This is a genomic window from Candidatus Omnitrophota bacterium (genome assembly GCA_013791745.1).
Lineage (GTDB): Bacteria > CG03 > CG03 > CG03 > CG03 > CG03.
The window spans coordinates 1-12,282 of sequence record VMTH01000005.1; the positions used below are offsets into that span (position 1 = coordinate 1).

General features: G+C 50.2%; 10 protein-coding genes. 4 read left to right on the forward strand and 6 right to left on the reverse strand.

All coding sequences use genetic code 11. The features are described 5' to 3' along the window. Positions 1-237: 237 nt before the first annotated feature. Genes nadA through mnmA form a run of 4 tightly spaced genes read left to right on the forward strand, consistent with a single transcriptional unit; the run spans position 238 to position 3,509 of the window. Positions 238-1,140 carry a quinolinate synthase NadA gene (gene nadA, locus FP827_00160; protein ID MBA3051499.1) on the forward strand — a complete coding sequence of 301 codons (903 nt, stop codon included), beginning with the start codon at positions 238-240 and terminating at the stop codon, positions 1,138-1,140. Between the two features lie 8 nt (positions 1,141-1,148). After that, entirely contained in the window at positions 1,149-1,532 is a 384-nt protein-coding gene (gene nifU, locus FP827_00165; GenBank protein ID MBA3051500.1) for a Fe-S cluster assembly scaffold protein NifU, read from the forward strand. Beyond that, a complete protein-coding gene (locus tag FP827_00170) occupies positions 1,495-2,418 on the forward strand; it encodes a hypothetical protein (GenBank protein ID MBA3051501.1) in 924 nt (307 codons plus the stop codon). Before nifU ends, FP827_00170 begins: the two co-directional genes overlap by 38 nt. A gap of 26 nt (positions 2,419-2,444) precedes the next feature. Continuing rightward, the gene (mnmA, locus tag FP827_00175) at positions 2,445-3,509 is read left to right on the forward strand and encodes a tRNA 2-thiouridine(34) synthase MnmA (protein MBA3051502.1); all 1,065 of its coding nucleotides are present in this window, start codon (positions 2,445-2,447) and stop codon (positions 3,507-3,509) included. A gap of 63 nt (positions 3,510-3,572) precedes the next feature. Here the strand turns inward: mnmA and rsgA are convergent, their stop codons facing one another. The 6 genes from rsgA to FP827_00205 form a co-directional block, all read right to left on the reverse strand. Further along, positions 3,573-4,634: a ribosome small subunit-dependent GTPase A gene (gene rsgA / locus FP827_00180; GenBank protein MBA3051503.1), complete on the reverse strand. Its 1,062-nt coding sequence runs from the start codon at positions 4,632-4,634 to the stop codon at positions 3,573-3,575. Between the two features lie 30 nt (positions 4,635-4,664). Next, positions 4,665-7,463 (reverse strand): molybdopterin-dependent oxidoreductase, encoded by a 2,799-nt coding sequence (locus tag FP827_00185; GenBank protein ID MBA3051504.1) that lies wholly within the window; start codon positions 7,461-7,463, stop codon positions 4,665-4,667. Positions 7,464-7,473: 10 nt separating this feature from the next. Next, a complete protein-coding gene (locus FP827_00190) occupies positions 7,474-8,259 on the reverse strand; it encodes a hypothetical protein (GenBank protein MBA3051505.1) in 786 nt (261 codons plus the stop codon). A gap of 110 nt (positions 8,260-8,369) precedes the next feature. Next, a complete protein-coding gene (locus tag FP827_00195; protein ID MBA3051506.1) occupies positions 8,370-9,944 on the reverse strand; it encodes a transporter substrate-binding domain-containing protein in 1,575 nt (524 codons plus the stop codon). A gap of 35 nt (positions 9,945-9,979) precedes the next feature. Then, complete coding sequence (glmS, locus tag FP827_00200) at positions 9,980-11,815, reverse strand: glutamine--fructose-6-phosphate transaminase (isomerizing) (GenBank protein ID MBA3051507.1); 1,836 nt, start codon at positions 11,813-11,815, stop codon at positions 9,980-9,982. Between the two features lie 7 nt (positions 11,816-11,822). Further along, the coding region (locus tag FP827_00205; GenBank protein ID MBA3051508.1) for an isochorismatase family protein at positions 11,823-12,282 on the reverse strand (460 nt) is incomplete at its 5' end.

The window sequence follows — 12,282 nt, forward strand, 5'->3', positions numbered from 1 at the left end:
AATCCGTGGAGCAGAGTTCGAAGGTGAAGCTGATGATATTTCAAACGATAAAGGACCAAAAAAAAGTATCACTATAATAAAGACAACTGTTGGAAAGCCGAAAGAGATTAAATCGGGAAACAAGGATGGAAATAATTATTTATCACGAAGTTTTGAGGCGGAAAGCAAAATAGAAGTTAAGCATTCATACAGAATATTGAAAAAGCGTAGTGATACAAAAGATAATAGGTTTTAAAAATGAGTAATATTACAGAAAAAATAGAAAACTTGAAGAAAAAACGGAACGCGGTTATACTCGTGCATAATTACCAGCCTTCCGAGGTGCAGGATATCGCAGACTTCAGAGGCGATTCACTCGGTTTGAGCAGAGAGGCGGCGAAGACTTCAGCCGATGTGATAGTTTTCTGCGGCGTGCATTTTATGGCGGAGACCGCTGCCATACTCTCGCCGGATAAAACCGTCCTGCTGCCGGATAAGGACGCGGGATGCCCGATGGCGGATATGATAGACGCCGAAAAACTCAGGGCTTTGAAAAAGAAACACCCGCACGCTTCGGTCGTCTGTTATGTCAATTCCACGGCGGAGGTGAAGGCGGAGTCGGATTACTGCTGCACTTCCGCAAACGCAGTGGAGATTTTAAGCGGGATTGAAAATAATGAAATTATTTTTGTGCCGGATAAATATCTTGGAAGTTTCGCCGCCGGAAAAGCGGGCAAAAAAGTGATCCTTTACGAGGGTTACTGCCCCATCCACATGAAGATTTTAGAGCAGCATATCACAGATGGCCGCAAGGCGCATCCGGGGGCAAAAGTTCTTGTTCATCCGGAATGCAGAACAGCAATCTGCGATTTGGCGGATGAAGTGCTTTCCACTTCCGGCATGGAAAGATACGCGCGGGAAACTAAGTGTGAGGAAATGATAATAGGCACGGAAACGGGCCTTGTTTACAGGCTTCAAAAGGACAATCCCGGCAAGAAATTTTATCCGGCCTCAGCCGAAGCCGTGTGCCCCAATATGAAAAAAACGAGTTTGGAAAAAGTGCTTTGGGCGCTTGATGAAATGAAGCATGAGATAAGGGTGAAAGAGTCCACGGCGAAGGCCGCCCGTAAGGCCATCGACAGAATGATTTCTTTTGGATAGGAGAAAATATGGAATACAGCGATAAGGTGATGGAGCATTTCAGGAATCCCCGCAATGTGGGGGAGATCAAAGACGCCGACGGCGTGGGAAAAGTGGGAAATCCAGTCTGCGGCGATATAATGAACCTTTACATAAAGGTCAGAGACGGGGTGATCGTTGACGCTAAATTCAAAACATTCGGATGCGGCGCCGCCATCGCCACATCGTCAATAACGACGGAACTTGTCAAAGGTAAAACAATAGAGGACGCGCTCAAGCTCTCCAATCAGGCGGTGACGGAAGCCCTCGGCGGACTGCCCGCGGTGAAGCGGCATTGTTCCGTTCTTGCCGAAGAGGCGCTGAAATCAGCTATAGATGATTATAAGGCGCGGAAGGCCGCTAAGAATGGCTGAATTTTTAGCCCATCTCCATCATTATGCCGTTGAGGTTTTACCCTCTCTGGCCGCGGGTTTTTTTATAAGCGGAATAATCAACGAGTTTGTGCCGATATCTTTCATAAACCGCTATCTTAACAGAAAGGGCGTTATGCCCATCATATACACGACTATAGCGGGGATAATGCTTCCTATCTGCTGCATAGGTTCATTGCCCGTGGCGGTGGGGCTCAGGAAAAAAGGCGTGGCTCTCGGCCCGGTGCTCGCTTTCCTTGTGGCGACGCCGGCGACTTCCGTGACGGCTGTTATTGTGACCTGGCGGCTGATGGGAATGGGCTTCACCCTTTATCTGTGCGCGACGGTTATTATAATGGGCCTTGTCCTCGGGCTTATAGGCAACAGGATTAAAACCGGGGAAATGCGGGTTGACGCTGGAACCTGTCCGCATTGCGCCACGGGCGCAGGCGGGCATAATCACGAAATAAAGACTCTGCCCGCGCGGATACGCTCAATATTCGCGTATTCGTTTATAGAACAGCCCCGTGAAATGGGCGGCGAGATAGCGATAGGCCTTTTGATAGCCGCGGCTGTGGCGTCCATCACCCCAATTCAGAATATCGTTCAGGATCACCTCGCCGGCGGACTGGGATATGTTTTTTCTCTGGCCTTCGGGATGGTGATGTATATATGCTCCACGGCGAGCGTTCCTATGGTTGACGCTTTTGTCGCAAGCGGAATGAATGCCGGCGCGGGCCTTGTGCTCCTTCTGGTCGGGCCCATCACAAGCTACGGCACAATTCTTGTTTTGAAAAAAGAATTCGGCTCAAAGGTACTCGCCCTCTATCTGTTTGTCATTACGCTTGTTTCTCTGATAGCGGGAAATCTGTACAGCATACTGTTTTGACAAAGGGACAAAAAATAGCCGTTGCCATGAGCGGCGGCGTTGATTCATCCGTTGCCGCGGCCCTCCTTATAGAAAAAGGTTTTGATGTCATAGGCCTGACCATGAAGCTGCCCGCCGTTTCCACTGATTCCGATGGCCGTTGCTGCGGCACAAAAGCCATAGACGACGCCAGGGCCGTGGCCGCAAAATTGGATATACCGTTTTATGTTATAAACTGCGAAAAACAGTTTGATGAGCGGGTTATAAATTATTTTTGTGACGAATATTCGCATGGCAAAACGCCCAATCCCTGCGTTGTGTGTAATCAAGAATTGAAATTCGGGAAACTGCTCGATAAGGCGAAAGAGCTGGGGGCTGATTTTCTGGCCACCGGCCATTACGCCCGCGTGGATTACGACGCCCAAAAGCGCAGATACATCCTGAAAAAGGCGGAAGATAAAAACAAAGATCAGTCTTATTTTCTTTTTTCTCTCACGCAGGAGCAGTTAAAGAGTGCGCTTTTCCCGCTCACTGAAATCACAAAAGTCGAGGTGCGGCGCATAGCGAAAAAGCTGGGTATGAAAATCCACGATAAAAAGGAAAGTCAGGAAATATGTTTCGTTGACGGTAAATATCAGGATTTTATGAAAGCGCGAGGCATTTCCGCCGGCTTCCGTCCGGGAAATATACTTGACATTGCTGGAAATATCACCGGAGAACATCATGGCCTTGCTTATTACACAATTGGTCAGAGAAAAGGCATAGGCGCTCACGGGGCGCTGCGCTATGTCACGGAGATAGACGCGAAAAAAAACGCCGTTATCATCGGCGGTGCGGAAGATCTTATGCGCAGAGTTATCACTGTCGGTAATCTCAACTGGATAGACAGGAAAAAATTAACATCATCCCTGCGCGCGAAAGTGCGGATCAGATATAAACACACCGAACAGAGCGCTTTGATTGAGCCCTCATCCGGCGGGAGAGCCATCGTCACTTTTGATAAAGCCCAGAGGGCGCCCGCTCCCGGACAGGCCGCCGTTTTTTATGACGGTGACGCCGTTCTCGGCGGCGGCATCATAGAGCGTGACCGCCTGGAAAATAAAAAGCTTTAATACGGAAACAAAAGAAGATCTGGGGCGCTTGCTCAATAAAAAATAAATGTGGAAGGCCGGGCTTTATTTTTTCTTCTGTTTCATGACCGTTTTGCAGAATTTACCGAACTTTTTGTCTTTCCGCCTTTTTTCAAGGTCGGTCATGGTGTTGTGTGCCACTTCCTTTTTGAGTTTTATATAGCTGAGATATTTCGCCTCATCCAGTTCGCCGGAATCAATAGCGTTTCTGACGGCGCATCCGCTTTCGCCGCCGTGCGAGCAGTTTGAATATCTGCATTTCAGCGCTATGGTTTCTATCCGGCTGAATATATCGGCGCTGTCTATTTCCGCCGACTCTCCGGCGAGGCCGAATTCCCGCATCCCCGGGTTGTCTATGACAATGCCGCCATTATCCAGAAGCAGCAATGATCTGTGGCAGGTAGTGTGTGTGCCCTTTTTTGTGAATTCGCTTACCGCGCCGATCGCCAGGGTGTTTTCGCCCGTCAGGCTGTTTATCAATGATGATTTGCCCACGCCCGAAGAACCGATGAAACAATAGGTTGTTTTTTTCCGGATGAATTTTTTCAACCCGGATGTTCCTCCGGCTGTTATGCCGCTGGAGGGGATTATATGCAGCCGAGCGAATCTTTTTCTGATCATTGATATCCTAGCCTGCAGTTCTTCTCCGGATATCAGATCAGTTTTATTCAGGACGAGGACAGGCCTTATTTTGCAATTTGTGACGGCCGTCAGATATCTTTCCAGGCGGTTCAGGTTATAATCCCGGTCAAGGCCCTGTATTATAAAAGCCGCGTCTATGTTCGCGCCTATGGGTTGACTGTCCCCGCCGCCCGCGGATCTGCGGAGGAGGATATTTTTTCTCGGCAGTATAACCTTTATTGTGGGATGGTTTTCTTCCAGACCCGATAGCGAGACCCAGTCGCCGACCACGGGAAAGTTTTCTTTTTCCATGGCGGTATAGAATATTTTCCCGGTGATCTTCGAGGCGTATTCGCCTTGTTCCCCCGCTACGGTGTAGGTGTCTTTGTGGCAGGATGTCACCCGTGCCATGGACGAGACGGGAAGTTTTAAAAAAGCCCGGGACTCTTCGAAAAAAGCGTTGTAGCCGAAATCTTCAAGCCGCATATAAACGCTTTTGTTCCCTTGAGAGCGGGTTCAGGATTTCTGACCGTCCAGTTCTTTTAATATTTTTTCCGGGCGGAAAGGCCAGTGCTTCATCCAGATGCCGCAGGCGTTGTTTATCGCCATGCTTATGCAGGCGGACGCGCCGTCGCAGGCGAGCTCGCCGATGGACTTTCCGACATAGGGTGTTATGGAATCCGCGACTTCTATAAGTTCCACCTCAAAGTCTTCCGGCATGTCATTTATGTTCTGTATCGGATAATCCGTAAAAGTGTCGGTGAGGCATTTGCCCCCTTTGTCAAATTCCATCCCCTCATATAGTGTGTGCCCTATTGTTTTCAGCACCCCGCCGTAAACCTGGCCTTTGGCGAGGTCCGGATTTATAGGCACGCCGCAGTCGTGAAGGGCGTGGTATCTGTCCACTTTTACCATGCCGGTGTGTTTGTTGACCGAGACCTGGCAGAAATGCGCGGCGTACGGTATGGGGGAGACCTGTGTCGTGAAAGCGCCGCTCGATATGAGCTGTCCGGCGCCGTCGCCGGCCTGCGTGGCGAGAGCCAGCGCTTTGTAGGTCATGTTCTTTGTTTTAGAACCCACTCGCCCGACGGGCATTATCTTTACCTGAGAGGGTTTTAGCTTCAGGATGTTTGCGGCGCTCTGTATGATTAGTTTTTTCATGTTCCGTGCGGCGACATAAGCGGCGTTTCCGGTGAAAAATGTTCCGCTTGAGGCGTAAGAGCCCTTGTCAAAAGGCGTCGTGTCCGTGTCCGCGGCGGTGACCGCTATCTGCTCCTGATTCACGCCGAGCTCTTCAGCCGCGATCTTCGCGGCGACGGTGTCTTCCCCCGTGCCCAGGTCCGCGCCGCCGATGTAGAGCATAAAGGTGCCGTCCGAGATCATTTTTACCATGGCGTTGGCCGCGTCAAGCCCGGGAATCCCCGATCCCTGCATCATCACAGCCATGCCTTTCCCCTGGACGATGTCGTCTCCGAGCGAAGATTTTTTGTTTGTCCATGTGTTGTATTTCTTTAGGCCCTGTTTTATGCATTCCTGCAGACCGCAGCTTGATAATTTCTGGGCAAGACCCTCTCTTCCCTCTCCGAGCTGTTTGAGGATGTCAATGCGGTAGCCCTTTGTGACGAGGTTTTTGGATAGGAAATCCTCAAATTTCATGCCGAGTTTTTCGGCCAACTGGGCAAGGACGATGTGTACCGTGAAATTTGTCTGAGGCACACCATAGCCCTGATAGGCCCCGGAAACGATGTTATTGGTGTAGTATGCCGCCACCTCATAGGACATATTTGCACAGGTGAAGAGAGGCAGTGTTTTCGAGCAGCCGTTCATGGGAACGGTAAGGGCGTGAGGCCCGTAGCCGCCGGAATCAATCTTTGTTTTTATGGAAAGCGCCGTGAGTTTACCGCTTTTGTCGGCCCCGGCCTTTACCGTCATGAACATTGCCGGCCGGGTTCTTATGATGAACTCGTCTTTCCTGCTTATCCTGTAATAAACGGGTCTGCCCGACTGGTAAGCGATTGTCCCGACGAGATCCTCCACTCCGCAGTCCTGTTTCGCTCCGAATCCGCCGCCGACTTTTTCCTTGATAACGCGCACTTTGTTTTCGGCGAGCCCGAGAATGTTAGCGACGATCCTGCGCACATGGAATGGCGTCTGGACGGAGGTGTGTATTATGAGCCGCCCGTTTTTCATGTAAGCATAAGCCGTGTGGGGTTCCATGGGCGTGTGCTGTACGGGAGGAGTGGAGCAGGCGGCCTCGGCTATGACGGCCGCTTTCTTAAAACCTTTGTCCATATCTCCGATACCGCCGGAATTTCTGCAGACAAGATTTTTTTTCGGGTTCGCGCCCACATCCAGAGGGTCCAGCTTTTTGGCGTCGCGGTCGTGTATGACAGGAGCCCCCGGCGCCGAGGCCTCTTCTATCGTGAAAACAGGCTTGAGGACCTTGTATCTCACCTTTATTTTTGAGGCCGCTTCTTTCGCAAGCTCAAGGGATTCGGCGGCCACGGCGGCCACTCTGTCGCCGATAAAGCGCATTTTAGCGTTTATAACCTGCTGATCGTAAGGAGAAGGTTCCGGATAGCTCTGTCCGGCCTGGGTGTACCAGGTCTTGGGCGAGTTTTTGTGGGTGAGGATGTATTCAACACCTTCCATTTTTTCCGCCTCGGATGTGTCTATGGAAATTATTTCCGCGTGAGGATAGGGGCTGCCCAGGACATAAATATGGAGAGCGTCAGGCGCGACATAATCCTCAACGTATGAATTTTCGGCTTTCACCATCTGAAGAGCGTCTATCTTTTCAGTTATTTTTCCGACGACACGATAATCTTTTTTGTATTCCCTGGTGAAATCCTTTGGTTTTTTTCCTTTGGTGATAATATCCAGCGCGTTGTATATTTGCTTGTATCCGGTACAGCGGCAGAGCACGCCGCTGAGCGCGTCATTGATCTGTTTTTTTCCGGGCTGTTTCACCTTATCCAGCAGGGCTTTGACGGCGAGTATCTGGGCGGGTGTGCAGTAGCCGCATTGGACGATGCCGGCGTCTATGAAGGCCTGCTGTATTTTGTGAAGTTTTCCGCCTTTGGAAAGCGCCTCTACCGTCGTGATATTTTTTCCGTTTATCTGCGGGGCGATCAGGAGACAGGAATTAACGAGTTTTCCGTCCAGAAGGATGGAGCAGTTGCCGCATTTTCCCTCTTCGTCACAACCTTTTCTCACGGAATTGATATGCAGTTCCTTCAGTATATCAAGCGCTTTTTTTTCAGCCGGCGCCTCAAGTTCCACATTTTTGCCGTTTAAATTGAATTTTATTTTCATCCCTGTCTCCTTATGAAAGCTTTTTCAGAAGCGAGGCCAAATGGCTCTCAATCATTCTCTGTTTTACGCGCGCGCTGACTTTTACATTCGCGGCGGCGGGAATGTCTTTTAAGGCCGCGGCGCAGAGTTTGCCGGCGTCGACCGCCGATGGTTTCAGGCCGTTGAGATATTGCGAAGCTTTTTCCGAGACGGCAAGAGGGCCTTTCGCGCCGCTGACCGCTATAACGGCATTCGCTATTTTTCCCCCGTGAAGGTCAATACCCAGAGCTGTCACTATCGCGGGGAAATCCGACGCGGCGATCTTGTCCTCGGTAAAAGCGACTTTTCTCGCAGATTTTTTTATTGTGACGGCGCAGACGATACCTTTTTTTGATTTTAGCCATGCCGCCAGCGGCGAGCTTTTCTTTTTCCCGGATAAATAATATTCCACGGAAGATTGGTAAGCCGCCAGGGCCGGAAGCAGATGGGAAATGAAAAAGCCTCCGGCGATCGACCCTCCGATGGTCGCCATGTTGCGCACATTGAGGCTGGTGAATCGCTGGGCAGCTCCGGCAATTTCCCGCGGAATTTCTTTTGACAGGGCTATTTCCTGAATAGTGGCGGACGCGCCTATTGTGATTTTATCTTTTGACGCTTTGATTTGATCAAGATCAAGCTCTTTCAGATCTATCAGAGCCTTTGCTCTGGGCGCGCCGCGCCAGTTCAGCATAGTGCCGCCCGCCAGATACGCGCTCCCCTTGAGCGTTCTCTTGATTTTTTCCGCCTGACTCAATGATAAAGGTGCAAAATATTCCATAATAAAACTCCCGTTGCGGCGTTTGCCGCCGATACATTTTTCCGATTATAGCAGAATTGCCCTGAGAATTAAAGTTCCGGCATTGAGCTGATATGCGGCGAAGGATTTTATTATGCGGGCTGTAAGGACTTATCGAGGGAGAACTGGCTTGTTATCCGCGGGAGTATTTTCATAAAGGACTCGACGATTTTCGGATCGAAATGAGAGCCTTTCCTCAGGAGTATTTCGTCAACTGATTTTTGCAGGGGCCAGGCTGCCTTGTAGGGCCTTTTGGAGATCAGCGCGTCAAAGACGTCCGCCACCGTGCAGATGCGCGCGGCCAGGGGGATGCTTTTGCCATTTATCTTCCGCGGATAGCCGCTGCCGTCCCATTTCTCGTGATGATAGAGGGCTATACTTTCAGCTGTTTTGAGTATTTGAGAGTTGCCCTGCGAGAGCATGTCGGCGCCCAGAGAGGAATGCTTTTTCATTTTTTCCCACTCATCCCGGCTTAAACTTCCGGGTTTCAGCAGTATGGCGTCTTCTATCGCCATCTTTCCGATATCGTGCATTGTCGCGGCTTTTTTGAGGATATCGCATTCCTTCTGCGAAAGTCCGAGGTCGCGCCCTATCAGGTAACATATCTCGCTGACTATGCTTATGTGCCGGCCGGTATAATTGTCTCTGTACTCAATGGCTTTGCCGAGGCGGTCTATCACCTCGCCCTGGGATTCATCCAGCTCTTTTGTTTTATCCCGTATCTGTTTTCGCGCGATTATCACAGCGCCGGAGAGTATCAGCATGAGAGGCAGTCCTGCGTAGAGTAAATAAGACAGCCATTTCGGCAATGGCACTTTTTCCACGCTGATGCCGAAATGTTTTTCGAGCGAAACATAGTAGGGCGAATCGGCTTCTGCTTTCAGCTGCCTCAGATGAAAATCAATCCGCTCGATCAGGCGAGGGGTCAGCGCGGCTTCCGGGGGAAAAGCGAATCGGATATCCGTGGGGTTGAATATTATCGGTGTGCGGCTGACTTTATATTTCTTTTCGTTCGCGTTCCCGAAAGTGCGGTTTACAATCCCGAAATCGGCCTGGCCACTGTCCACCAATTCAAAAACAGCGCGGTAATCGACCGCTTCTATGAATTCGCAGGAAATGTCGAACCCGCTTATCAGGTTTTTTATGCCGGTGATGCCGTCGGTGTGAATGCTTCCGGCCATGACGGCGATTTTTTTGTTTTTTAAGTCGAGGAAATTATCGGCTTCCTGCCCGCCTGCGGCATAAACCCTCGCCCAGTTGGTCAAAAAGCTTTCGCTGTTGAAAGCGTATTTTTTTTGCCGTTCGGCTGATATTGCCACATCCGGCAGTATATCCAGCTGATTTTTTTCCAGTTTATCCAAGCATTCTTTCCAGCTGGCCCACACATATTTGATTTCCCAGCCCTCTTTTTGAGCGATGTAATCGAGTATGTCTTTGTGAAAACCCGCGGCTTTGCCATCCGGGCCTTTGTAGATCTTGGGGCTGTTTTCGTAAGCCCCGGCCCACAATGTTATTTTTCCCGTCGCTTCTGCTTTAATGACAGGGGCAAAGAAACCGGATAATCCCAGCCCCAGCGCAACAAGCAGGATATCCTGTTTTACTCCGAGCATAGATCCTCCCCGCGCGAAACTAAAAAAGCTCCGCCGCCGGATATATCTTATGAACATGAAACGGAACTGTCAATTCGCAAAACACTTTGCCGTTATTCCACAACAACACTTTTGGCGAGGTTGCGCGGCTGGTCTATGTCACAGCCCCTGTATAAAGCGATATAGTAGGAAAGCAGCTGAAGAGGTATTACATTGAGCAGGGGGCTCAGTTCTTCCATGGTGGAAGGGACATATAAGGTTTCAGCGGCCGATTTTGATACATTTCTGTCTCCGGCGTTCGCGACCGCGATTATTATCCCGTTGCGCGCCTTGGCCTCCTGCACGTTTGAGAGCAGTTTTTCATAGACCTCGCCGGCCGTCGCTATGGCGACAATCGGCATGTCTTTGTCTATCAGCGCGATGGGTCCGTGCTTCATTTCCCCGGCGGCGTAACCCTCGGCGTGGATATAAGATATTTCCTTTAATTTCAAGGCGCCCTCAAGGGCAATGGGGTAATTTAAATTCCTGCCGATATATAAAAAGTCCCGTTTTTTAGAATATTTCCGGGCCACTTTCGCGATCACCTTGCTCTTTTTGAGTATTGTCCTTATCTGCTGGGGAATTTTCAGTATGCCCGTCATTATTTTAATAGCGTCGTGACGGGGTATGGCCCCCCTGATCCTGCCGAGATAAAGGGTCAGAAGGTACATGGCTATCAGCTGGGTGGTGAAGGCCTTTGTCGACGCCACTCCTATTTCCGGTCCGGCGTGGGTAAATATCATGCCGTCGGTTTCTCTTGCCGCCGATGAGCCGATAACATTGCAGACGGAAAGCGTTTTAAGGCCGTGTTTTTTAGCCATGCGCAGCGCCGCCAGCGTGTCGGCGGTTTCGCCCGACTGGCTGATGATAATGAAAAGGTCCGATTTGTTCATCACCGGTGAGCGGTAGCGGAATTCGCTGGCGATATCCGTTTCGCAGGGAATCCCGATCATTTTTTCAATTAAGAATTTGCCGACCATCCCGGCGTGATAGGCCGTGCCGCAGGCGACAATAAAGATCTTTTTAATCTTTTTAACATAAGGCGCGGTTAATCCTATATCCTCAAGGTGTATGTAACCTTTATCCAGATTCAGTTTTCCGCGGAGGGTGTCCTGTATCGCGCGCGGCTGCTCAAATATTTCCTTGAGCATAAAATGGCGGTAGCCCTCTCTTTCAGCCATAGACGGATTCCAGTCTATATGAGATATTTTTTTCTTTACGCGGCGGCCTTTAGCGTCAAAAACCGCGACGGACGCGGGTTTAATAACAGCCGTTTCGCCGTCATCCAGCAAAATTATATCGCGCGTGTGTTTCAGTATCGCGGGGATATCGCTTGCGATGAAGTTCTCGTTCTTGCCGAGGCCTATGATGAGGGGGGTGTCTTTACGCGCGGCGATTATCGTGTCGGGCTCATCCCTTGACATTATGCCGAGGGCATAAGAACCCCGGATTTCAGAAATGGCGCTTTGCACGGCTTTGAGGAGATTTTTTTCTTTTTTTAGTTTTTCTTCTATAAGGTGAGGGATGATCTCGGTATCGGTCTCGGATTTGAATTTATGTTTCCTCGCCTTTAGTTTAGTCTTCAGGTCTATATAGTTTTCAATGATCCCGTTATGTACGACAACTATCCTTCCGCTGCAGTCGGTGTGGGGGTGCGCGTTTTCTTCCGATGGCTGCCCGTGCGTCGCCCATCTTGTGTGGCCAAGACCGGTGTTGCCTTTTATTTTTTCGGAAGATACCAGTTTATCGAGTGATGAAACTTTACCTTTACAGCGCCTGAGAATGAATCCCGCCGGGCTGTTGATGGCGATTCCGGCGGAATCATATCCCCTGTATTCAAGTTTTTTTAAGCCCCTGATCAATACAGATAAGGCCGGTTTGCCGCCAGTGTATCCTACTATTCCGCACATAAAGGGATTATAGCTTCTTTTTGACCGTATTCCAAGAGACGGGTTTTGCCCAGTTGCTGATCGGCACTGTTTTAAAGAGCAGTTCTTTTTCTTTTTTGAGGCCTGAATAAGTGTCGCAGGCCTCTCTGATTATGCTCACATTGTAGCCCCTGAAACTGAGTTCCTGGGCCACGCAGAAAAGGCAGCGGTCAAGCGTCAGGCCGAAGAGCAGGCAGTCCCTGGATCTCACATTTTTTTTGAGCCATTTAGCGAAACCGGTCTCGTCAACATAGGGCCAGCCGGTTTTTTTTGCCGCGCCCGCGTTCCTGCGCGTCCACAGAGGGGAGTTCATCGCCTTCACCCACGCTTCATTTTTGAGGCTTGCCGGAAGCTCCGATTCAAAACCGCTTGTGCCGGGCACGCAGTTCTCGGTTTTGTCCCCGCAGCGGGGCTGGCGGTAATCTGCGACTATCTCTCCCACTTTGTAT

Excerpts from the sequence above, each read along its gene's own strand:
- nadA (MBA3051499.1), top strand. The coding sequence starts at position 238 with ATGAGTAATATTACAGAAAAAATAGAAAACTTGAAGAAAAAACGGAAC.
- nifU (MBA3051500.1), top strand. The coding sequence starts at position 1,149 with ATGGAATACAGCGATAAGGTGATGGAGCATTTCAGGAATCCCCGCAAT.
- FP827_00170 (MBA3051501.1), top strand. The coding sequence starts at position 1,495 with ATGATTATAAGGCGCGGAAGGCCGCTAAGAATGGCTGAATTTTTAGCC.
- mnmA (MBA3051502.1), top strand. The coding sequence starts at position 2,445 with ATGAGCGGCGGCGTTGATTCATCCGTTGCCGCGGCCCTCCTTATAGAA.
- rsgA (MBA3051503.1), bottom strand. The coding sequence starts at position 4,634 with ATGCGGCTTGAAGATTTCGGCTACAACGCTTTTTTCGAAGAGTCCCGG.
- FP827_00185 (MBA3051504.1), bottom strand. The coding sequence starts at position 7,463 with ATGAAAATAAAATTCAATTTAAACGGCAAAAATGTGGAACTTGAGGCG.
- FP827_00190 (MBA3051505.1), bottom strand. The coding sequence starts at position 8,259 with ATGGAATATTTTGCACCTTTATCATTGAGTCAGGCGGAAAAAATCAAG.
- FP827_00195 (MBA3051506.1), bottom strand. The coding sequence starts at position 9,944 with ATGTTCATAAGATATATCCGGCGGCGGAGCTTTTTTAGTTTCGCGCGG.
- glmS (MBA3051507.1), bottom strand. The coding sequence starts at position 11,815 with ATGTGCGGAATAGTAGGATACACTGGCGGCAAACCGGCCTTATCTGTA.